20 protein-coding genes are annotated in these 22,666 nt (G+C 64.4%); 10 read left to right on the top strand and 10 right to left on the bottom strand.

The features are described 5' to 3' along the window. Positions 1-46: 46 nt before the first annotated feature. Positions 47-736 carry a hypothetical protein gene (locus AC24YW_RS08110; RefSeq protein ID WP_487482228.1) on the top strand — a complete coding sequence of 230 codons (690 nt, stop codon included), beginning with the start codon at positions 47-49 and terminating at the stop codon, positions 734-736. A 43-nt stretch (positions 737-779) separates the two neighbouring features. On the opposite strand, the gene AC24YW_RS08105 is transcribed toward AC24YW_RS08110, so the two are convergent. Further along, positions 780-2,336 carry a winged helix-turn-helix domain-containing tetratricopeptide repeat protein gene (locus AC24YW_RS08105; protein ID WP_487482227.1) on the bottom strand — a complete coding sequence of 519 codons (1,557 nt, stop codon included), beginning with the start codon at positions 2,334-2,336 and terminating at the stop codon, positions 780-782. A gap of 395 nt (positions 2,337-2,731) precedes the next feature. Between AC24YW_RS08105 and pcaB the strand changes: the two genes are divergently transcribed. Together pcaB and AC24YW_RS08095 are read left to right on the top strand one after the other, a co-directional pair. Continuing rightward, the gene (pcaB, locus tag AC24YW_RS08100; RefSeq protein WP_487482226.1) at positions 2,732-4,093 is read left to right on the top strand and encodes a 3-carboxy-cis,cis-muconate cycloisomerase; all 1,362 of its coding nucleotides are present in this window, start codon (positions 2,732-2,734) and stop codon (positions 4,091-4,093) included. Positions 4,094-4,206: 113 nt separating this feature from the next. Beyond that, positions 4,207-5,466 (top strand): aminopeptidase, encoded by a 1,260-nt coding sequence (locus AC24YW_RS08095; protein ID WP_487482225.1) that lies wholly within the window; start codon positions 4,207-4,209, stop codon positions 5,464-5,466. Between the two features lie 88 nt (positions 5,467-5,554). On the opposite strand, the gene AC24YW_RS08090 is transcribed toward AC24YW_RS08095, so the two are convergent. Next, complete coding sequence (locus tag AC24YW_RS08090; protein WP_487482224.1) at positions 5,555-6,109, bottom strand: hypothetical protein; 555 nt, start codon at positions 6,107-6,109, stop codon at positions 5,555-5,557. 237 nt (positions 6,110-6,346) lie between these two features. Here AC24YW_RS08090 and AC24YW_RS08085 point away from each other — a divergent pair, with 237 nt between their 5' ends. Further along, positions 6,347-6,802 carry a cupin domain-containing protein gene (locus AC24YW_RS08085; protein WP_275515178.1) on the top strand — a complete coding sequence of 152 codons (456 nt, stop codon included), beginning with the start codon at positions 6,347-6,349 and terminating at the stop codon, positions 6,800-6,802. An 81-nt stretch (positions 6,803-6,883) separates the two neighbouring features. On the opposite strand, the gene AC24YW_RS08080 is transcribed toward AC24YW_RS08085, so the two are convergent. From AC24YW_RS08080 to AC24YW_RS08055, 6 genes are all read right to left on the bottom strand, one after another. Further along, entirely contained in the window at positions 6,884-7,936 is a 1,053-nt protein-coding gene (locus AC24YW_RS08080; protein ID WP_487482223.1) for an amidohydrolase family protein, read from the bottom strand. Positions 7,937-8,046: 110 nt separating this feature from the next. Continuing rightward, positions 8,047-8,568: a hypothetical protein gene (locus AC24YW_RS08075; RefSeq protein ID WP_487482222.1), complete on the bottom strand. Its 522-nt coding sequence runs from the start codon at positions 8,566-8,568 to the stop codon at positions 8,047-8,049. Positions 8,569-8,639: 71 nt separating this feature from the next. Beyond that, on the bottom strand, positions 8,640-9,584 hold the full coding sequence (locus tag AC24YW_RS08070) for an EamA family transporter (RefSeq protein WP_487482221.1): 945 nt from the start codon (positions 9,582-9,584) through the stop codon (positions 8,640-8,642). Between the two features lie 67 nt (positions 9,585-9,651). Then, positions 9,652-10,464: an MBL fold metallo-hydrolase gene (locus AC24YW_RS08065; protein ID WP_487482220.1), complete on the bottom strand. Its 813-nt coding sequence runs from the start codon at positions 10,462-10,464 to the stop codon at positions 9,652-9,654. Between the two features lie 91 nt (positions 10,465-10,555). After that, a complete protein-coding gene (locus AC24YW_RS08060) occupies positions 10,556-12,085 on the bottom strand; it encodes a permease (protein ID WP_487482219.1) in 1,530 nt (509 codons plus the stop codon). Further along, positions 12,082-12,831, bottom strand: a complete 750-nt coding sequence (locus AC24YW_RS08055; RefSeq protein WP_487482218.1) for an ABC transporter ATP-binding protein — start codon at positions 12,829-12,831, stop codon at positions 12,082-12,084. The genes AC24YW_RS08060 and AC24YW_RS08055 overlap by 4 nt, the downstream gene beginning before the upstream one ends. A 274-nt stretch (positions 12,832-13,105) precedes the next feature. Here AC24YW_RS08055 and AC24YW_RS08050 point away from each other — a divergent pair, with 274 nt between their 5' ends. The 6 genes from AC24YW_RS08050 to AC24YW_RS08025 all read left to right on the top strand — a co-directional run bounded on the left by AC24YW_RS08050 (position 13,106) and on the right by AC24YW_RS08025 (position 19,912). After that, on the top strand, positions 13,106-13,981 hold the full coding sequence (locus AC24YW_RS08050; protein ID WP_487482217.1) for a branched-chain amino acid ABC transporter permease: 876 nt from the start codon (positions 13,106-13,108) through the stop codon (positions 13,979-13,981). 5 nt (positions 13,982-13,986) lie between these two features. Continuing rightward, a complete protein-coding gene (locus AC24YW_RS08045; protein WP_487482216.1) occupies positions 13,987-15,138 on the top strand; it encodes a branched-chain amino acid ABC transporter permease in 1,152 nt (383 codons plus the stop codon). Then, positions 15,135-15,893, top strand: coding sequence for an ABC transporter ATP-binding protein (locus tag AC24YW_RS08040; protein ID WP_035997604.1), 759 nt, complete (start codon positions 15,135-15,137; stop codon positions 15,891-15,893). The genes AC24YW_RS08045 and AC24YW_RS08040 overlap by 4 nt, the downstream gene beginning before the upstream one ends. A 4-nt stretch (positions 15,894-15,897) precedes the next feature. Next, the gene (locus AC24YW_RS08035; RefSeq protein WP_487482215.1) at positions 15,898-16,686 is read left to right on the top strand and encodes an ABC transporter ATP-binding protein; all 789 of its coding nucleotides are present in this window, start codon (positions 15,898-15,900) and stop codon (positions 16,684-16,686) included. A gap of 95 nt (positions 16,687-16,781) precedes the next feature. Next, positions 16,782-18,620, top strand: a complete 1,839-nt coding sequence (locus AC24YW_RS08030; RefSeq protein WP_487482214.1) for an AMP-dependent synthetase/ligase — start codon at positions 16,782-16,784, stop codon at positions 18,618-18,620. Between the two features lie 92 nt (positions 18,621-18,712). Then, complete coding sequence (locus AC24YW_RS08025; RefSeq protein ID WP_487482213.1) at positions 18,713-19,912, top strand: ABC transporter substrate-binding protein; 1,200 nt, start codon at positions 18,713-18,715, stop codon at positions 19,910-19,912. A 220-nt stretch (positions 19,913-20,132) separates the two neighbouring features. Here the strand turns inward: AC24YW_RS08025 and AC24YW_RS08020 are convergent, their stop codons facing one another. Next, positions 20,133-21,248: a lysozyme inhibitor LprI family protein gene (locus AC24YW_RS08020; RefSeq protein ID WP_487482212.1), complete on the bottom strand. Its 1,116-nt coding sequence runs from the start codon at positions 21,246-21,248 to the stop codon at positions 20,133-20,135. A 152-nt stretch (positions 21,249-21,400) separates the two neighbouring features. Beyond that, complete coding sequence (locus AC24YW_RS08015) at positions 21,401-22,132, bottom strand: transglutaminase-like cysteine peptidase (protein WP_487482211.1); 732 nt, start codon at positions 22,130-22,132, stop codon at positions 21,401-21,403. Positions 22,133-22,666: the final 534 nt, after the last annotated feature.

The raw sequence follows: 22,666 nt of genomic DNA, 5'->3' as shown, positions 1-22,666 counted from the left end.
ATCTCGCAATCCCCGCGCGTTGCCCGCTCCGAAAGGGAGTGGATGAATGCGCGCCTCGACAGCCTATTTTGTCGGTGCAGGAACCATCATCGCGGCCATCACCATTGGTCTCGGTGGCGGCATCGTGGCCGGCAACATCATGAATCCGGTTGCGTCCAAGCAGGGGCCGGACACCAGCAAGATGGCGCAGCGCGCGGCAACTTCCGTGCCGGCGAGCACCAACGCTCCCTCCGAGCGCGTGAACTATCTCACCGGCTCGCAAGCCTTTGGCGCAATGATCGCTGCGCCTGCGCAGGCCGAAGCAAAGCCTGAAGCGGCAAAACCCGACACCCAAACCACGCCCGCGGATGCCGCACCGGCGCCGCAACCCTCGCAAGCCGCTGCAGTCGAGCCGCCCAAGGAGCCACCCAAGCCCGCCGCTGCGCCACAGGCCGCAAAGCCTGCCGAGCAGCAGGCCTCGACCGAGCCGTCGTCCTCATTGAACAACGCCTATGCCAAGGCGAGGGATTCCGATCTGAAGCGCGCCGCGTCCGAACGGCGCCGGGCCGAGCGTCGCGAACGGTGGGCCGAGCGCCGAAAATATTACGAGTCCCGCGAGCCGCGCGGCATGCGCGACCGCACCGATTGGGACGACGTCGCCCGGAACATCCGCGAGGATTCCGATGCGCGCGATTACGCGGGCCGGCCGCGCGGCGGCTTCCCGCAGATCAAGCTGTTCGGTCCTGACGACGAGTAGCACTTGGCGTGGGGATCAAGCGGAGCGATCGCGCCAGCGACGGTTACGCCAATCCGGCGCGCCGCAGCCCTTCGAGATAGTGCGCACGATCGTCCTGCCGCAACATCGGCAGCTCGCGCGTGATCCAGGCAAGCGAGACCTCGGGCTGGACGCGGCGCAGGCCTTCCAGGGCGGATGCCGCGAGGGCGGGCTCGCCGAGCATGCCGGCGGCGGCCGTCAGCACGCGGTGGGCGCCGACGAAATCCCCGCGCTGGCGCATCGATTCCCGAGCCATCTGCACGGCGCCGGCATAGTCGCGGCCGACGAACCGGGCATAGGCCGCAACACCGCAATAGATCGCCGCGAGCGGATCGCGCGGGCTCAGCCGCAGCGCGCGGCGGGCGGCGGCATCGCCGTCCTGCCATCGCCCGGCATAGCATAGCGTCACGCCGTGGAAGGCATGCGCCATCGCGAAATTCGGATTGAGCCGCAAGGCCAACTCGAATTCAGCCAGCGCGTCGTCGAAGCGACGGCGGAACAGGTAGGTGTAAGCAAGGCCGTGATGTGCCCAGGCATCCTCACGATCGGCCTCCACCGCTGCGAGCGCCGCACGCTCGGCGACCGGCATAGTGGCTGCCATGTCGGCCCAGCCCATATGCGCGCCGAAGATATGGCTGGTCGCGAGCAGGCCGAGCGCCTTGCCATAGGCGGGATCGACCGCGACGGCTTCTTCCAGCAGCTTTTGCGCGGCGGCATTGTCCTCGCGGGTGATGCGCCAATAATGCGACAGCGCTCGCATCACGAGGTCCCATGCATCCAGGCTGCCCGGTGGCTTCTGCTGGGCCCGGAAGCTTTCGGCGGCATAGAGCTGCGGCTCAATGGCGGCGACGATCGCTTCCGTGATCTCGTCCTGCACGGCGAAGATGTCGGCGAGCTCGCGGTCGTAGCGTTCGGCCCAGAGATGGCTGCCGGTTGAGACGTCGTTGAGCTGGGCCGAGATGCGCACCCGTTCGCCGCTCCGCCGCACGCTGCCCTCGACCACGTAGCGCACCCCGAGCTCCCGCGCGACCTCGCGGATGTGAACGGCTCGGCCCTTGTAGACGAAGGAGGAGTTGCGCGCGATGACGAAGAACCAGCGCAGCTTCGACAGCGCCGTGATGATGTCCTCGCTGATACCGTCGGAGAAATAATCCTGCTCGACCTCGCCGCTCATATTGGTGAAGGGCAGCACGGCGATCGCGGGCCGCTCCGGCAGCGCGAAGGTTGACTGGGACGGGGCGATCCGGACCGGCTCCGGCGCGACCGCGCCGATCTGTGCCTGGACGTCGCCGACGAAGCGAAAACCCTTGCGGGTGATGGTGCGGATCAGCGACTGGCTCGCGCCATCGTCGCCGATCGCCTTGCGCGCGGCGTTGATCCGGCTGGTCAGGGTGGATTCGGAGACGCTGCGCCCGTGCCAGATCTTGTCGATCAGCTCGTCCTTGCTGACGACCCGGTCGCGGTTCTGCATGAGGAGGACGACGAGGTCGAAAACCTGCGGCTCCACGGCAATAGGAACCTGCTCGCGGCTCAGCTCGCGCCGGTCGGTATCGAGAAGGTGGTCCCGGAACAGAAACTGCACGTCGAAAACTCGGGCCTCATTGCGAAATCGGGCAAACAAACAAAATGAAATTTGGGTCGAAAGATCGTGTGTCGGCCGAAGGGAGCGTTTGGTTCATCGCAATCGCGTGATGGCAGCCATGTGGTTTTGCGAGGGAAATACATCCGCAGCTAGAATGTTACGGTCGGGAGCCGCCGAGATCTCGCGCCGCAATCAACCCGCCATGTTGAGGTGCGAGACGCAGGCTGTGAAGCAGCCTCCGAGGCTCCGCTTCGCTCTGGCACTCCCGATGACGGGCGATGGCGCGCGCTTGCCGGGCAGGACGAATGTGTGGCGAAACTGCGAATGTCCATTGCCGAGCAGCGCGGCCTGCGTAAGCTGTCGCCCACACAAACACTAATCATAAAGAATCTCCCATGCCTGCTTTCCCCGCCGCCACCACTGTGCTCGACTCCCTGCTGTTTCGCGACGCCTTCGGCACGCCTGAGATGCGCGAGGTGTTCTCGGACGTCGCGACGGTCGCACGCTATGCCGAGGTCGAGGTGGCGCTGGCGAAGGCGGAGGCGAAGTGCGGTGTGATCCCGCAGGAGGCGGCCGCAGCGATCGCGGCGCGGACCGACGTTGCCGCGCTGGATTTCGATCTGCTCAGGCAGGAGACCGATGTCGTCGGCTACCCGATCCTGCCTTTGGTGCACCAAATGGTGAAGCAATGCGGCGACGCCGGCCGCTACGTGCATTGGGGCGCCACCACGCAGGACATCATGGACACCGCCGTGGTGCTGCAACTGCGCGCCGCGCTCGAGATCGTCGAACGCGACATCGCCGAGCTGCGCAAGATCCTCGCCGATCTGTCGAAGCGCCATCGCGACACTGCGATGGCGGGTCGCACCCATCTGCAGCAGGCGCTGCCGGTGACCTTCGGCTACAAGACCGCGATCTGGCTCGCGATGTTCGACCGCCACGCCGAGCGGCTGGCGCAGCTGAAGCCGCGCGTGCTGGTCGGCCAGTTCGCCGGTGCGGCCGGTACGCTGGCTTCGCTCGGTGACAAGGGGTTCGAGGTGCAGGAGGCGCTCTGTGCCGAGCTGAAGCTCGGCGTCCCCGCCTCGACTTGGCACGTCGCGCGCGACGGCTTTGCCGAAGCCGTGAACTTCCTTGCTCTCGTCACCGGCTCTCTCGGCAAGATCGCGCTCGACATCATGATCATGGCCTCGACCGAGTTCGCCGAAGTCTACGAGCCCTTCGTCAAGGGGCGCGGCGCCTCCTCGACCATGCCGCAGAAGCGCAACCCGATCTCCTCGGAGCTGATGCTTGCGGCCTCCAAGGCGGTGCGCCAGCACGCCGGCCTGATGCTCGACGCCATGGTGCAGGATTTCGAGCGTGCCACGGGCCCCTGGCACGCGGAATGGATAGCGATTCCCGAGAGCTTCGTGCTGGCCGCCGGCGCGCTGCACCAGGCGAAGTTCGCGCTCGCGGGCCTCATCGTGGACGAGGCGAAGATGAACGACAATCTCGCCATCAGCCGCGGCCTGATCGTGGCCGAAGCGGTCATGATGGGCCTCGCCCCGCAGATCGGCCGGCAGGAGGCGCACGACGTCGTCTACGACGCCTGCCGTCAGGCCAACGAGAAGGGAATGAGCCTTGCAGACGCGCTATCCGCAGATTCACGGATATTGAGCCGTATCGATCGTGCCACAATCGAGGCGCTCACTTCACCGAAAAATTACCTCGGGCTTGCGCCCGCCATGGTCGACCGGGTGCTGGCATCGGCAACGCGTTGAAAACCAAAATGCGTGAAACTGCGTATCTTTCCAAGGCCGCAAGACGCTCGCATACTTGTGTCTCGCGATGCTAGACTTAAATTGAGCGAGCGACTTTCGGCAGAGGGCCCGGCATGACTGATCAACGCAATACTTCCACCCCCATTGATCCGGCGAAGCTCGACCGGCTGGCCGAGGTGGCGGTGAAGGTGGGCCTGGGCTTGCGGCCGGGACAGGATCTGCTTCTGACGGCGCCCGCGATTGCGCTGCCGCTGGTACGGCGGATCGCCGTGCATGCCTACAAGGCCGGCGCCGGCCTCGTGACGCCGATCTTGTCTGACGAGGAGATGACGCTGGCGCGCTACCGCCACGGCCACGACAACAGTTTCGATCGTGCCGCCGGCTGGCTCTACGAGGGCATGGCCAAGGCGTTCTCCGACAACACCGCACGGCTCGCCATTGTCGGCGACAACCCAATGTTGCTGTCCGGCGAGGATCCTTCCAAGGTGGCGCGCGCCAGCAAGGCCAATTCGATGGCCTATCAGCCTGCGCTGGAGAAGATCGTCAATTTCGACACCAACTGGAATATTATCGCCTATCCGAGCCCGTCCTGGGCCAAGCAGGTGTTCCCGAACGATCCGGAAGACGTCGCGATCGGCAAGCTCGCGGATGCGATTTTCGCCGCGTCCCGGGTCGATCGCGAGGACGCGATCAGCAATTGGGCGAGCCACAATGCGGTGCTGCGCGAGCGCACCAACTGGCTCAACGGCCAGCGCTTCCGCGCGCTGCAATACTCGGGTCCCGGCACCGACCTCACCATCGGCCTTGCCGACGGCCACGAATGGGAAGGCGGCGCCTCGCTGTCCAAGAACGGCATCAGCTGCAACGCCAATATCCCGACCGAAGAGGTCTTCACCACGCCGCATTGCCGCCGCGTCTACGGCCACGTCGTGAGCTCGAAGCCGCTATCCTACCAGGGCACGCTGATCGACAACATCGCGGTGCGCTTCGAGGACGGCAAGATCGTCGACGCCAAGGCCTCACGGGGCGCCGAGGTGCTGAACAAGGTGCTCGATACCGACGAGGGCGCGCGGCGCCTCGGCGAAGTGGCCTTGGTGCCGCATTCCTCGCCGATCTCGCAAAGCGGGCTGTTGTTCTACAACACGCTGTTCGACGAGAACGCGGCCTCGCACATCGCGCTCGGCCAGTGCTATTCGAAATGCTTCGTCAACGGTGCCCAGCTCTCGCCGCAGCAGATCGCGGCGCAAGGCGGCAATCAGAGCCTGATCCATATTGATTGGATGATCGGCTCGGCCGAGACCGACATCGACGGCATCTTGGCCGACGGCAGCAAGGTGCCCGTCTTCCGCAAGGGCGAATGGGCGAAGTCGTAATCTAGATTTTGGTCCAATATGCAGCCCAGGACGTGGTCAACCTCTCCCCGCTGGGGAGAGGTGAACGTCTTCGCGACAATCTTCCCCCTCACGCCGCGGCGTTGCGCAGGGTCGGGCTATTGTCGATGCTGAAGCGGTTGAACAGCGTCGTGAACGGGCAGCCGTCGGTGGCCCGCACGATCGCGTCGGACGCCGCCACCGCCTCGTAGAGCGCGCCAACCGGATCGCCCTCCTCCGCCAGCGCGAGCGCGCCGCGGATCTGTTCGCGGGCCTCGCTGACGTCATCCTCGTCTTGGAGCCTTGCTTCCAGCGCATCCGCCGCGCGGCGCATCTCTGCAAGGTCGCCGCCCCCGGAGAATTTGAGGATGTCGCGCCAGTAGGGACGGGCAACGACAAGCTGGATCAATGCATCGAAACTTTCCGCGATGATGCTCGCGCGGCCCTCCGACGAGACATAGAGCACATTCTGCGACGGCAGCAGCACGAACGCGCTGCCGGAGCCGTCACTACCGATCTGCTGCGGGCTTTCGATGCCGTCGATGGTGAACCAGGGCTCCTCGTCCGGTTCGAAGGAGACGTCGAGACTGCGGAGCCTGGCGACGACCTCGCTGTTGGCTGTCAGAATCTCCGGCGTGAGGGGCATCGGTGCGGCTCCTTCCCAAGTCTTCGCGCACTTTGTCGCACCCCGGACAAGCTAGGTTCATGTGTGCGAATTCGCAGAGGAAATCGTGACGTTAACCGTATCGCACCCGCAACTCGGGGCTGATTGTCGAGTGCCATGTAAGAAAGAATTAAAAGCAGCCTACTAGCGTCCCAACTTCTTTCGAAGCAATCCGGGCCGAGACCCGGCCATTCATATTTATATCTTCTGGGGAAGCAGATGTCGCGCACATTGATTGAAATCGGTAGTTGCAATGTGGACCTCGAGCTGCGGCCGATCGAACCGTCCTGGATCATCGAGGGCAATCCGGTATCCCGCTCCCGCGTCCTGTCGACCAGCGCCGACGGCACCGCGCAGACGATCATCTGGCACTGCACCGAAGGCCGCTTCAACTGGTACTACGACATCGACGAGACGATCATGATCATGGAAGGATCGATCGTGCTCGAGAGCGACGGCATGCCGCCCAAGCGCTACGGCCCCGGCGACGTCATTTTCTTCCGCGACGGCGCGCATGCCAAATGGCATGTCGAAGGCCACGTCAAGAAGATCGCCTTCTGCCGCAAGACCAATCCGGTGATCATCGGTTTCCTGATCCGCGTCGTCAACAAGCTGAAGAAGATGTTCGCCTCCACCGGCGAGCGCCGTCCGGCCTCGCTGATGGGCGCCGGCTAAGCGGACACCAGGGTTTCAAGAACGCTTCCCAGCGACCACGACGAAGAGGGGTCGGGATCAAGGTCCCGGCCCCTCTTTTCATCATGACGGCAGCTCGAGCCGGTAGACGTCGATCGCGGTCTGCGAGAACAACGCCGTCTTGTCGGCCTCGCTCAGCTTTGAGGCGATACGCTTGAAGGCGTTGAAGATCACCTGATAGCTGCACTGGCCCTTGTCCGGTGGGAAATTGCTCTCGAACATCGCGCGCTTCGCGCCGAACGCCTCGATGCAGGTCTCGACATAGGGCTGCCAGGCCGCGGCAAGCTCCCCGGATGTCGGCGGCCTCTCGCGCAAATGGAAGTCGTAACCAAGCAGGCACATCGCGAGACCACCGAGCTTCACCACCACGTTCTCGCATGTCGCGATCTCCCGGATCGAGGCGCGCCATTGCGCAAACACCTCCTCGCGCCGGCCCGCGAAACGGCCGGTTCCGACCGGGCCGCCGCAATGGTCGAGCACGATCCTGGTGTCGGGGAAGGCGCGCGCCAGCGCCGTGAGCTCGCCGATCTGCGGATGGAGCAGCCAGGCATCGAAGCTGAGTTTGAGGGGCGCGAGGCAGGCAAAGCCCTTGCGGAAGGTCGGATCCTGCAACAATCCCTTCGGTCTGTTCGCATACATGCCGGCGACGACAGGATCTTCGTCCCAGGCCGAGGAATGCCTGATGCCGCGAAAGCGGCCGTTGCCTGCGGCGATCTCGGCTTCCAGCACGCCCTTTGCGGCGTCGCCGAGCAGCAGATTGGCATGGCTGACGATGCCGGCGCAGATCGCGGCTTTGCCGTAAGCACCGCTCGCGCTCATCGCGGCGACGCCGTTGGCGAACTCGACTTCGCCGACGGGCCGGAATGCTTCCGGCCCATGCGCCCGGTACATCGAACGGCAATCGACATAGACGGTGGCGATGACGTTGTGACCGGAGGCGATATCGGCGGCCATCTCCTCGATCAAATAGCGGTGCCCGCGATTCCACAGATGGTGATGGGGATCGACGATCGGTCGCAAGGGATCGATGATCTCCTCCCGATGCAGCGCGAGCCAGTCCTCACGCGGATCGACGAACAGCCCGCTCGTATTGGCGGGCGCACCGCTTGCTGCCATCGGCCTTCGCTCCCTGATGTTTTGTGTCGGGAGCCTAGCACCTCATTTCCGCATGCAGCAGCGCGCCTTGCGCAACCGCACCCATCATCGCGAGCAATACGGTATGCTCGTCAGCCCGTCCGCCGTCTCGCTCTCACTTCAACCATCAACCGCCAGTCCGCTGCCGTGGCCGGCCTGACCTCCCCACGCCAGAGGAAGGAGTCGCCGGTGATCTCGGTAAAGCTCCAGCGCGTCAGTTCGCCGGATTCGGTCGTGCCTTCCTGCACGATGTCCTCGCCACGGGGACGGCCGATCTGCTGCCGGAACACGCGGCGGCCCGGATCGAACCAGGAAATCCGCCATGCATCCATGGCCGGATCGTAGACGCGCAGCGTCGTGCCGTACCAATTGCCGGCGATCGGAAAGGCGGCGCTGCCCGCCGGCCGGGGAATGATCCAGACGTCCTGCACGGCACGGCCTTCCAGGACCCAGCCGAAATGGATCTCGCCCGGCGCGGTGTGGCTCGTTCCGTCCGGTCCAAAGGCGGTGATCTCGGCGTCCCAGTCGCCAACGAAACGGCCGTAGAGCCGGAGCGCAGCTGCGTGCTCGGGATGCGGTGCGCTGGCGTGAAGAAGTCTCGCAAAGTCGTTCATGTTGCTCTCCTGCTGCGGACGATTCAGCACGGATGAGTCCTGGGCGACTTGGAGAAAATTGCCGTCGATCGTCAGGTCTTGCGCAGCGACAGATGTCTCATCGGACGGTCGGCCTTCGCGTGCGTCGACCGATTCCTCGAGCTCTCAGCACGCCAGATGGCGACAACGGCGACAATGACGAGACCCGCGCCCAGCAGCATCATGCGAGAGAACGGCTCTCCGAGCACGAGGGTGCCGAGCAGCACCGCGATGACCGGATTGACGAAAGTGTAGGTCGAGACCAGGGAGGTCGAGACATTCTCGAGCAGCCAATTATAGGCCACGAATCCGATCACGCTGCCGGAGACGATCAGCCAAGTCGCTGCTGCAACGGACGTCATCGAGACCTCGCTCGGTCTAAAACTCTCCAGTTCGCCCGTCAGCCAGCTGATCGCGAACAACACGGCGCCCCCGATCGATAGCTGCATGCCCGACAGCGCGACAGCGGATGCTTGATGCGACATGCCGCGCGACAGCACGGTGCCGATCGACCACGACAGCGCCGCAGCGAGCAGCCAGACGATCGGAAGCATGCTGATGCCGGCCTGCTCGGCGTTCTGCCATGCCACGAGCCCGACGCCGACGAAGCCCGGCACGAGCGCGAGCAGCGCGATCGGCCGCGGGCGCTGATCGCCCGGAAAGAGCGTGTCCGCCAGCAGGATCCAGAATGGAATCGTGGCGAGCACGACGGCGGCCACGCCGGAGGGAACCGATTGTTGTGCGAAGGCGAGAACGCCGTGGCAGCCGACGAAGAAAAGCAGCCCGCACAGGCCCGCCTGCAACCAAGTCTGCCTCGACGCGCTCGCGACATGCCGGCCGCTGAAGGCGAGCAAGATGAGGCCGCCGCAGAACGATCGAACCGCCATCAGCAGAAACGGCGGTATCGATTGCAAGCCCAGCGTGATGGCAAAATACGTGGAACCCCACAGGAGATAGATGGCCGCAAACGAGCCGATGATCAGGAACCGTCTGCTCATGATTGCTCCGACTGAGGTGGGTCTTGGAGCAACCAAGTCGCTGGCGGGTGATGCGTTCCGGTTCTGCTCAGACCCCGTCGAGGATGATCACCGTGGGCTTCGCCGGCAGCGTATCCCGCGACATCCGGAACGAGCGCTCGATGCGCCGGTCGATCTCGAACTGCTGGCCGATCCGGCGCATGAAGTCGTCGAGCGGGGTGGCGAAGCGGTGCATCGGCAGCACCACCGAGGCGCGCAAGCGCTTGGTGATGTCCGAGATGCCTTCGAGCGTCATGGTATAGGTGCCGTCGATCGGCACCATCACGATGTCGAGCCGTCCGATCTGGGCGAAATGACTGTCGTCGAGCTTGTGATGGAGGTGGCCGAGATGGCCGATGCAGAGGCCGGCCGCCTCGAAGATGAAGATGGAATTGCCGTCGCGGATCATGTCGCTGCCGGCATCGTCGCCGTAATAGCGGCGGATGTCGGTCGTGACGTTCCGGATGAAGGTGTCGCTGATGCGCTGTGAGATGATCGCCGGCTTGCCGTCCTCGCTCCAGCCATGCAGCACGTTGGGAATGCGCTTGTCCGGAAAGAGAGTGTAATGGGTGCTGTGGGCGCGGTTCATGGTGACGACGTCGGGCAGCCGGCCGACCTGATAGGCGCCGCTATAATCGGTGGCGATACGCAAGCCGGCGGGCGTGTCGATGAAATAAGTGGAGTGACCGGCATAGGTGATCTCGACCTCGGCCGCAGCTGCCGCCTGCCTGAAGGCCACCGGCATCACCCGCGGCGCCGCATTGGCCATCGCAAGGCATTCGCTGCGCTGCGGCTGCTGGGCGAGAGCAGGGGTTAGGAATGCGCCGAACAGCGCGATAGCCGCCAAAACCAGTCGCCGCATGGATCCGTCCCCGATGACTTCACGGCGAAGTCTAGCGTGCAATGCGGAGCCTCGCCAATGGGGTGTGATCAACAGCGCGTCAGTGTCGCACCTATTGCTCGCGCTTCGGGCTGAACTTCCAGGTGACCGCGACGAGGCCTGCGGTGATCAGGCCGCTGATGAGGCCGGCCAGGGGCAGGGCGAGCAGCAGTGCGGCACTGGCAGCCCAGCCGATCGAGGAGAAGGCCTCGGCGAAGGTCGCCAGCCGCGAGGACGTCTGGCGGCGTCGGAATTGGCTGCGCCTGGCCTGCACCCGGAACCAGAGCTGGATCGCGGTCGCTGAGGCCGCGCTGATGATGATCGCACCCGCGCTGATCGCGGCCTGGGAGGGCGAGGCAAAGGCCAGCGCCGCGAGCAGCGGAGTGAAGATCGCGGCGATCGTGATCAGCACCACCTCGATCTTGGCACGGATGATGCCGTACGGCATCAAGGGCGCGGTCGCGACCAGGTCGGGCGCGTCCTCGCCCGAGATCGTCAGCCAGGCGAGCCCGCCGGCGAGCTGTCCGGCCGCCATCACGATGACGGGTGTGATCAGCGTCAGCGCCGTGGAGCTGTCGGCAAAATTGCGCCAGAGCAGCAGCGCCGGCGGCACCAGATAGAGCAGTTGCATCAAGGTCTGCGAGATCAGCCATGGATCGCGCCACAGCAGCATGAATTCCTTGCGGCGCAGCGCCTGTTGGCGCGATCCGCCGCGGAACGCGCGTTCCTTGGCACGGACGCGGCCGGACGTGGCGTAGGCCGCCGCATCGATCGCGGTGTCGGCAAAGCGGTGCGAGAAGATCGCCATCACGCCGCCGAGCATGACCAGCGCGAGCGCGAGAAGCAGCGCCAGCGCCTCGTTGTCGCCCATCGTTGCCCGCGCCGGCCCCCACCAGATGCTGTCGACGTCGGGCGCGTAGGCGGCAAGGCTCCCCGAGGTCAGGATGGTGAAGCGCGACAGCGTGCCGTAGGACATGATCGCCGCGACCTGAAGCGCGATCACGAAGCCCGCGCCGATGATGGCGGCAAGGATCTGGGCGATCAGCCGCGTCCGCGCCGGACCGATCAGCCGGAACAGGAGAATGGTGACGGCGATCGCGATCGCCGCCGCCGACAGGCCCATCGCAATGACGACGCCGAAGGCTGCGAGCCAGCGCGCCCCGCCGCCGATCACCAGAGCGTCGATGAAGGGCGTCGAGAACAGCAGCGCCAGCACGGTGACGGTCAGCGCGATCGCGGCGATGCGGACTGAGAACAGATTGGCGAGCCGCGCCGGCGAGGACATGATCAGGTCGAGATCGGCGCGGGCATAGAATACCCGCGTCACGGATTCGATCGCCTGCGACAGCATCAAGGTCCAGGCGAGAAAGATCGTCGCCGAAATGACGATCAGCGAAGACTTGTCGAGCGGCAGCTGCAGGTCGGCGAAACGGCCGATCACCGCCCAGGCCGGCAGGTGGAGCAGCGCGGCGAAGCACAAGAGGCCGATCATTGCCGCGCGCGCCCGTTTGCGCCGCCCGCCCGTCATCATGGCGAGCCATTCGCGCCAGGCGAGCCTCAGCTCGTGGCGGGCAAACCAGGACAGCGCGGTGGCCGAGCTCATGCCGCTTCCTGAAGCGTCACCAGCGCGATGAAGAGATCTTCCAGGCTGGTGTCGGCATGGCCGTTCTGCTGGCGCAGCTCGGTAAGCGTGCCCTCCGCGACGAGTCGGCCCGAGGCGATCACGCCGATGCGGTCGGCCATGCGCTCGGCGACCTCGAGGATATGCGTGGTCATGATGACGGTGCAGCCGGCGCGGACACGCGCGCTGAGGAGGCCCTTCACATGGCGGGCGGAAACCGCATCGAGCCCCGTCAGCGGCTCATCGAGGATGATGAGGCGGGGATCGTGCACCAGCGCCCCTGCGAGAGCGACCTTCTGGCGCATGCCCTTGGAAAAGCCCTCGCAGCGCTCGTAGCGGTGCGCCTCGAGCCCGAGCGAATCGAGCAGTTCCTCGGCGGCCTGTTGCGCGATCGACGGCGCGATGCCCCAGAGGCCGGCGACGAATTCGAGATATTCGAGCGGGGTGAGCTTGTCGTAGATCATGGGCTCGTCGGAGACCCAGGCCATCACCTGCTTGGCGGCGACGGGGTCTTGGAGGGCATCGATGCCGAAGATCGAGACGGCGCCGGCATCCGGCCTGAGCAGGCCCGCAACCATGCGTAAAGTGGTGGTCTTGCCGGCGCCATTGGGGCCGACCAGCGCGTAGAATTCGCCGGCGTGAATGGTGAGATCGAGGCTGTCGACCGCCAGACGGTCAAAACGCTTCGTTAACCCCAGGACTTCCAGGGCCGAGTTGTCCGGCTTCATAACGGCCACACCATCCGGTTTGCATCGCCCGCGACCATGACCCGAAGATGTTTCGGCACCGTGAATCGCACTGCGGCAAATTCCGCCAACCGGATTGGACTAAAGGCAAGGCATCCCGACAAGTCACCGTTTGTTGACAGCGCGCGGGCGTTCAGGCTGAATTGATTCCGGACAAATGGCGCGAACGCGGCGAAACGACTGCGTAGCGACTGGACACAAGATGCGGCAAGGCGGCCTCGAAGAACGCCGGTTGCATCGGGGAGGACGCGCGTCAATGCTGGATTTCGTTCAGCAGCTGGTCAGCGGTGTTGCGCTCGGCTGCGTCTACGGCCTGATCGCGCTCGGCTTCGTGCTCGTCTACAAGGCCACCGAAGTCGTCAATTTTGCCCAAGGCGATCTGATGATGCTGGGCGGCTTCTTCGCCTTCACCTTCATCGGCATGATGGGCCTGAACTACTGGCTCGGCTTCGCCGGTGCCGTCGCTGCCATGGCGCTGTTCGGCATGCTGGCCGAGCGCGTGGTGGTGCGGCCGATCCTCGGCTATCCCCAGTTCTCCATTATCATGGTCACGATCGGTCTCGGCTATTTCCTGCGCTCGGTCGCCGGCATGATCTGGGGCACCGACGACCTGAAGATCGAGACGCCGTTCAGCCAGGGCGTGCTGCGCATGGGTTCGCTGGTGCTCGCCTACGACAAGCTCTCGGTGATCGCAGCGACGATGATCCTGTGCACGCTGCTCTGGCTGTTCTTCAACAAGACCACGCTCGGCACCGCGATGCGCGCCAGCTCCGAGAACATGCTGGCAGCCTATTACATGGGCATTCCGGTCAAGCGGGTGGTGTCGGTCGTCTGGGCGATCAGCGCGGCGGTTGCGACCTGCGCCGGCGTGCTGCTGGCGCCGATCACCTTCATCCATTCCAATGTCGGCCTCGTGCTCGGCCTGAAGGCATTTCCCGCCGCCGTGCTCGGCGGTTTCGGCTCGATCCCGGGCGCCGTGGTCGGCGGCGTCCTGATCGGTGTGATCGAGAGCATGGCCGGCTTTTACCTGCCCGAGGGCTGGAAGGACGTCGCGCCCTACCTCGTGCTGCTGACCGTGCTGCTACTGAAGCCCGAAGGCCTGTTCGGCCTCCACGTCCGCAAGAAGGTCTGAACGTCATGCGCTTCCTGTTCAAGACCGACTACGAGGACGACATCAAGCTGTTCCCGCATTCGGGCTACGTCGTCACCTACGGCGTCCTGCTCGCGCTGCTGCTGATCGCTCCCCACGTGCTCTCTAGCTATCTGATGAGCCAGCTCGTCTTCGTCTGCATCTATGCGATCGTCGGCGTGGCGCTGCTGATTCTGACCGGCTTCACCGGCCAGGCCTCGCTCGGGCACGCGGCGTTCCTCGCGATCGGCGCCTACACGGCGGCGTACTTGCAGAAGTACAACGTGCCGTTCCCCGTTTACTTCCTCGCCGCCGGGCTGTTGACCGGCATCATCGGGGCGATGGTCGGCTTTCCGGCGCTGCGCCTCACCGGCATCTATCTCGTCATCGCCACCATCTCGTTTGCCCTGATCGTGGAGGAAATCCTGGCGCGGTGGGAGAGCGTGACCCACGGCAACGAGGGCATGCGGGTCAAGACGCTGTCGCTGCTCGGCATCGCCGTGCCGCGTGACAGCCCGACCTTCTATTACCTCTGCCTTGCCGTGCTGGTGCTGACCATCGTCGGCACGCTCAATCTGCTGCGTTCGCCGACCGGCCGCGCCTTCGTTGCGATCCGCGATTCCGAGACGGCGGCGCGCAGCATGGGCGTCAATGTCGCGCTGTACAAGGTGAAGTCGTTCGCGATCTCGGCTGCGATCACCGGCTTTGCCGGCGTCCTCTTCGCGCACAAACTCTCCTTCATCTCGCCGGAGATGTTCACGCTTCAGCTCTCGATCGAGTTCATCATCGTGATCCTGATCGGCGGCACCTTCAGCCTGCACGGCGCCGTGCTCGGCGCAATCTTCATCGTGATGATCGATCCGTTCCTCACCTATCTGAAGGACGACATGCCCGGCATCATCGCTGGCATTGCTGCGGCGTTCGGGGCCGGCACGGCGACTGCGGGCAACATCGAGGCGAAGGTCGCGGCCTTCGCCTCGCTCAACGGGCTGAAGGGCGCGATCTACGGCATCATCATCGTGCTGTTCGTGCTGTTCGAACCGCTCGGGCTCTACGGCCGTTGGCTCAAGATCAAGCTCTTCTTCCAGCTGTTCCCGCTCTACAAGCGCGCCACCTTCAAGCGGCAGAAGATCTACGTGAAGTCGGAGCGCAACCGATGAGCTATTTCCGCGCCGAGAACCTGTCGCTGCATTTCGGCGGCCTCAAGGCGGTCGATGCGGTCTCGTTCGCGGTGGAGAAGGGCGAGATCCTCTCGATCATCGGGCCGAACGGCGCCGGCAAGAGCTCGATCTTCAACCTGATCTCGCGGATCTACCGGCCGACCTCGGGCCGCATCTTCTTCGAGGACCAAGACATCACCGAGCAGCCGCCCTACGACATCGCCAAGCTCGGCATCGCCCGCACCTTCCAGAACATCGAGCTGTTCGAGAACGCGACCGTGCTGTCGAATCTTCTGGTCGGCCGCCATCGTCATTCGACCACGCAGCTCTGGCAGGAGCTCTTGTTCCTGCCGAGCGTGCGGGCCAACGAGAAGGTGCACCGCCGCCGGGTCGAGCAGGTCATCGAATTCCTCGACCTCGAACCCTATCGCGACAAGCTGATCTCGGGCCTGCCCTACGGCGTGCGCAAGGTGATCGAGCTGGCGCGCGCGCTGTGCTCGGAGCCGAAGCTGATCCTGCTGGACGAGCCGTCCTCGGGTCTCAATGTGGAGGAGACCGGCGACATGTCGTTCTGGATTCGAGACATGAGGACCGAGCTGGGCATCACGGTGCTGATGGTCGAGCACGACATGTCGCTGGTCAACCGGGTCTCCGATCGCGTCATCGCACTGAACTATGGAAGGGTGCTGGCGATGGGCTCGCCCGCCGAAGTGCAGCAGCACCCCGACGTCGTCGCCGCGTATCTGGGAGCCTGAGCCGATGAATGCCGCCGCGCCCCGGGATATCATCCTCAAGCTCTCCAACATCGAGAGCTATTACGGGCCGATCATGGCGATCCGCGGCATCTCGCTGGAGGTGCCGCGCGGCCGCATCGTCACGCTGCTCGGAGCCAACGGGGCCGGCAAGACCACCGTGCTGAAGACCATCTCCGGCATTCTCGATCCGCAGAAGGGCGCGATCGAGTTCATGGGCAAGCCGATCCAGCGCATGGAGGCCGACCGGATCGTGCGGCTCGGCCTCAGCCATGTGCCGGAAGGGCGCGAGGTGTTCCCGTTCCTTTCGGTACGCGAGAATCTGATGATGGGTGCCTATCCGCGCAAGGATCGGGACGGCGTCGCGGAGGATATGGAGCGCGTCTACGGCTATTTCCCGCGCCTGAAGGAGCGCATCAACCAGCCGGCGGGCCAGCTCTCCGGCGGCGAGCAGCAGATGCTCGCGATCGGGCGCGCGCTGATGAACCGGCCGACGCTGCTCTTGCTCGACGAGCCCTCGCTCGGCCTGTCGCCGCTGCTGGTGAAGGAGATCTTCACCATCATCCGCCGGGTCAATGAGGAGCAGGGCATGTCGATCCTCCTGGTCGAGCAGAACGCCAAGGTGGCGCTGGAAACCGCCCATTACGGCTATGTGCTGGAGATCGGCCGTATCGTGATGAACGATACCTGCGACCGCTTGATGCATTCCCAGGACATCCAGGAATTCTACCTTGGCGCCAAGGAAGTCGGCGCGCGCGGCGAGCGGCGCTGGAAAAAGAAGAAGACGTGGCGGTAAGGACGAGCTGGCAGTAAGATGAGCTTGCCCAACGTGAAGCAAAGACCGGCCGGCAAGGCAGGCAGCGGAGGGAGGGCGACAAGGAGGAGAGGCGCATGGCCGGACCGGCGGTGCTGACGGTCGCTGATACGATCGCGAAGAGCTTCTTGCGCGCCGCCGAGACGCGGGGCGACAGGCCGGCGATTCGCGAGAAGAAGTTCGGTATCTGGCAGCCGACCAGCTGGCGAGAATGGCTGGAGATCTCCAAGGAGGTCGCCTACGCGCTCCGCGCCGTCGGCTTCATGCCCGGCGACGTCGCCTCCATCGTCGCCAATGCCGTGCCCGAATGGGTTTACGCCGACATGGGCATATTGTGCGCCGGCGGCGTCTCTAGCGGAATCTATCCGACCGATTCTTCGTCCCAGGTCGAATATCTCGTCAACGACTCCGCCACGAAGGTGATCTTCGCCGAGGACGAGGAGCAGCTCGACAAGATTCTCACCTGCCGCGCGCGGTGCCCGAGCTTGCAGAAGATCATCGTGTTCGACATGGAGGGCCTCAGCGGTTTCTCCGACGACATGGTGATGTCGCTCGACGAGTTTCGCGCCCTCGGCCGCAACCACATGGTCGGCCGCGAGGCGCTGTGGCAGGAGATGATCAACAGTCGCAGCGCCGGCGATCTCGCGATCCTCGTCTATACGTCCGGCACCACCGGTCCGCCCAAGGGCGCGATGCACGCCAATCGCAGCGTCACCCACCAGATGCGGCACGCCAACGACTTCATTCCCGCGCGAGAGGACGAGGACCGGCTGGTCTTCCTGCCGCTCTGCCACGTCGCTGAGCGCATCGGCGGCTACTACATCTCGGTCGCGCTCGGCTCGGTGATGAACTTTGCCGAAAGCACGGAAACCGTGCCGGACAACCTGCGCGAGGTGCAGCCGACCGCCTTTCTGGCGGTGCCGCGCGTCTGGGAGAAGTTCTATTCCGCCATCACCATCGCACTGAAGGATGCGACGCCGCTGCAGCAATGGGTGTATCGCAGCGCCATCGGCATCGGCTACCGCATGGTCGATTGCCGGCTCGAGGGCAGGGCGGTGCCGCTAGGCTTGCGCATCGCCAACCGCATCGCCTATCTGGTCGCGTTCCGCAACATCCGCCGCATGATCGGGCTCGACCGCTGCCGCATCGCGTTCACCGGCGCAGCCCCGATCGCACCGGAGTTGATCCGCTGGTATCTGGCGCTCGGCATCGACATGCACGAGGTCTACGGCCAGACCGAGAATTGCGGGGTCGCAACCATGATGCCCGCGGACAGGATCAAGCTCGGCTCGGTCGGCACCGCGGTGCCCTGGGGCGAAGTCGCGCTGTCGCCCGACGGCGAGATCCTGATCAAGGGCGACTTCCTGTTCATGGGCTACCTGAACCAGCCGGAGAAGACCGCGGAGACGATCGATTCCCGCGGCTGGCTGCACACCGGCGACGTCGGCACCATCGACAATGAGGGCTTCGTCCGCATCACCGACCGGATGAAGGACATCATCATTACCTCCGGCGGCAAGAACATCACGCCGTCCGAGATCGAGAATCAGCTCAAGTTTTCGCCGTACATCTCGGACGCGGTCGTGATCGGCGACAAGCGGCCCTATCTCACCTGCCTCGTGATGATCGACCAGGAGAATGTCGAGAAGTTCGCCCAGGATCACGACATCCCCTTCACCAATTATGCCAGCCTGTGCCGGGCGAAGGAGATCCAGGACCTGATCGGGCGCGAGATCGAACACGTCAACGGCAATTTTGCCCGCGTCGAGACAATCAAGAGGTTCTACCTGATCGAGCGCCAGCTCACGCCCGAGGACGAGGAGCTGACGCCGACCATGAAGCTGAAACGCGGCTTCGTGAACAAGCGCTATGCCGCCGAAATCGAGGCGATGTATCGCGAGCGTGCGGTGGCGTGAGGCGCCTGGCCGGGAGCCAGGCGACGCCGAAATCAGCGAGGGAGCGATGGCCACGCCCTTCGCGCAACACTGGCCAGGGAGAGGAGACGTCAATGTCGAAATCGTTCAAGGCGTTCGGCCTTGCGGTGAGCGCAGTCGTGCTCACGTATCTGCCGGCTGCGGCGCAAACCAAGGTCACCAACGAGGGCATCTCGGCAACCGAGATCGTCATCGGCACACATCAGGATCTGTCGGGTCCGATCAAAGGGTGGGGCGTTCCGGTTGCGAACGGCATGAAGATGGCGGCGGAAGAGATCAATGCGTCCGGAGGGATTCACGGACGCAAGATCCGGCTGGTCGTCGAAGACAGCGGCTATGATCCGAAAAAGGCCGTGCTGGCCTCGCAGAAGCTGATCGAGCGCGACAAGATCTTCGCGATGGTGGGGCCGATGGGATCGCCGACGGTGCTCGCCGCGCAAGACATCCTGTTCGATGCCGGTGTCCTGCAGCTCTTCCCGCTGACGGCGGCCGAGTTCACCTTCAAGTTCGATCCGGCCAAGCCGCAGGAGCGTTTGAAGTTCAACAATCTGCTTCCCTACGTCGAGAGCACGCGGGCTGCGGTGAAATACATGATCGAGTGGAAGGGCTTCAAGAAGCCCTGCATCATGCATCAGGACGACGAGTACGGTAAGAACGTGCTCGATGGCTTCAATCAGCAGCTCACCGCCATGAAGGCGCAGCCAGCCTCGATCACGAGCTACAAGCGCGGCGCCTCCGATTTCAGCGCGCAGATCGCCAAGATGAAGTCGGATGGCTGCGACCTCGTCGTGCTCGGCACCGTGCTGCGCGAGACCATCGGGGCGATGACAGAAGCCAAGAAGCTCGGCTGGGACGTCACCTTCCTCGGGGCCACCCCCACGAACGTGATGGAGGTTCCTGCGCTGGGCAAGGAGGCGGTCGAAGGGCTCTATGCCGCCAGCGGCTTCGAGATTCCTTATGAGGACACCGCCAAGGGCAAGGTGAAGGATTGGCTCGTCAACTACAAGAAGATGTTCAACGCCGACGCCAACACGCAGGCCATCATCGGCTACAATGCCATGATGACGTTTGCGTTCTACGCGAACAAGGCAGGCAAGGATCTCACCGGGCAGAAGATGCTCGATGCGCTCGAGTCGGGCGAGAAATTCCTCGACATCTTCAACTCGCCCCCCACCAAGTTCTCCAAGACCGACCACCTCGCCAACACCATCACCCAGGTGCAGCAGGTCAAGGGCGGCCGCTGGGTGCTGGTGAAGGACAATCTGATGTTCTGATGCTTGCGTCGGCCTCTCCCGCTTGCGGGAGAGGCCGACGCACTCGCAGAGCGCGGCGGGTGAGGGCTCTCGCCACGCAGGGAAACTTTCCGCAATCCCGACGCGGAAACACCCTCTCCCCGGCCCTCCCCCGCAAGCGGGGAGGGAGTCCAGTGCCGATGTCGCCGCACCGTGCGCACTATACGCGACTGCCCTGCCATGAAGGGCGAGGGTCAAAACCCTACGATCCCCCGCCCGCCGCGCCCGCGTTCACCGGGGCGAGCTCGTCTTCCCGGCAGCGCCAGCCGTCGGCGGCTTTGACGAAGGCGAAGGTTCGCTGGATCCTCAGTCGGCGCGTGACGTTGAAAACGTCGGCTGAGCGCGCCTTGTTGCCGGCCCCCTGCTGCGGCCGACCCGTCGTGGCGTCCCAGCATGTGCCGGTGCAGATGGAGGCGACCTTGCTGCACACGGTGAAGGGAGCGAGCACGGCCATCTCGATTTCGCCCGTGACCTGCGCCTCCTGGTCGGTCACCTGGCTGTCGAGCGCATAGACGCGGTTGATGCGCAGGAAGTTGCCGCACGAATTGGCCGCATGAATCCGCGCGGCGCAGAAATCGACGGCGTCGGTGTCGGGGATGCGGGCCGCGACCTGCCGGCCGAACACCTTCTTGGGATCGCCTTTCGCGGCGCGGATCTCGTCGGTCTTGCGCTTCAAATGTTCGGCGAGACAGTCCTCCGCGGATTCCAGCTCCTGCAGCGGCACGTTCTCCTTGCCGACCAGATTGCATTTGCGGTCGCGCTCGCGCGTCCACCGTCCATATTCGGCGAAGGCAAAGCGTGCCGCGGTCGGGTCCAATTTGCCGATCAGGCCGAGCACCTGGCCATTGAGCTCGGTTTCGACAAGCGTCAGCGAAGGGTCTGCGCAGATCACCGCGCCCGCAGCGGTGTTGGCCGCTAGACAGTCGAAATCCGGATCGCGAACGATCGCGGCGCGCTCCTCGGTGACCTTGAGCAGGCACGCCTTGACCGCCTCGAATTGGTCGGGGCGGATCGCGGTCTGGCCGACGATGCCGCAACTGAGGTTGCGTTGGCGGACCCAGATCGCATTCTCCTCGATCGCGGGCAGACGATCCGGCAGGCGGGCGAGCCGCGCCTCGATCGCGATGCTCAGCTTCTCGGCGGCGGCGGCAAGCGCGGCATCACCGCAGAACAATTGATTGCCGGGATCGCGAATCTGCTGGCAGTTGTTTCTGGCAAACAGTGGCAGCTTGTCGGCGATCGCGCGGTCAGATTGCGCGGACGCGGGCACCGTCGGCAATGCCAGCAGCGCAAGCACAGACAGCACGATGAATCGCATTCCAGGTCGCCCCCGCACGGAAAGCGCCATGCTAGCGTCTGGTCTTGCGCGGTGAAATGGGTTTGTGGGGACGAGCAGTGGAAGGTCTGTAGCCCGGATGGAGCGCAAGCCTAATCCGGGGCCGGTGCGAGTGGCAAGAATCCATCCCGATTCTAACGCGCCTCGGCGGCCGCCATCGAGACCTGCACCGGCTCGTCGACATATTTCAGCACGGCCGCCTGGTGGAGCACGAACAATGGCTGATAGCTCCGCGCCGCGTCGTCCCTGACCATCGCCATGCGGCGATTGTCCAGCATCAGCCATTGGCCGTCGAGCTTTGCCGTGGCAATTGCGTGCGCCTCGCCGGCCCTGACGTCGCGCACCACGACGATGCGGAGGTCTTCAGAAGCAATTCCCGCCAGCTGCAGCGCGGCCAGCTTGGCGATGGCATAGTCCTCGCAATCGCCGGCGCCGCGCGCGAAGGTCGAAAGCGGCGAGCTCCAGACGTCGTCGGTACCGTCATCGGCGGCATGAATGGCGAGATTGATGGCGCGGTTGACCTCGCCGAGCCGAGCGCGGCCGTCGCGGGCGCGGGCCTGGTCGACGATGGCGAGCAGCTCGAGCGCTGCGGGGGAAGCGCAATTGTCACGGTCGCCATCGCACAGCGCGAGCTGCACCATGTCGTCGTCGAGCTTGTCCTTCAGCGCGGACCATCGCTGCTGCAGGCCACCGGACGAGATGGCGAAGGCGAACACGCCGAACGGTTCGGCGGATTTGCGCACGAGGACGCCGGCGCCGGGCGACAGCAGCGTGCCGGCGCGAAGCTCGGCGGCCGATCCGAGCAGGATCAAGCCGCACATGACAAGGATTGCGCGCCAGGCGCGCGAGCGAGCAGCGGTCTCCATCTGACATCCCCTTCCCGGGCTTCACGAGATCCCCCTCGATCTCGACGTGCCGGGCTTTGTTGCTTTCGCGGAGATAGTGCGAGACGGGCGGTTTTGTTCTGCTTAACGCGCCCGGCAGAGGTTCCAAAACCGGGTGACAGGCTGAACCGGACGCGCCCGAATTGCGTAAAATTTTACGATTCGGGGGATAGGGAGGGCCTGAATGCCGCGAAATGGAACCAATTGCAGGCAGAAGTTGCGATGGCCGCCGATTCTGGCGCCTATGGATAACGGCCCGCTATTTCACGGGTTCTGTTAGGTAGGTCACAGAATTAACTCCGTATTTGCCGCAGGATGTCGCAGGGCATCGCGAATGAAAGATGACGCAAGTATCAGCTCTACGAGTTTTACTTGACAGGACTTGGGGTGAGGGGAAATGCGCGCATCTAAGCCTATTTCGACTTGGGAATTCTTGGAATATGACTTCCGCTCCTCTGGGAAGGCGCTGCGCCGCGCCGGCTCTCATGGCCAAGTGACGCGAAATCACACAAGCAA

It is taken from the genome of Bradyrhizobium sp. USDA3516, assembly GCF_057651995.1.
This window is presented reverse-complemented; position numbering and strand designations above follow the sequence as displayed.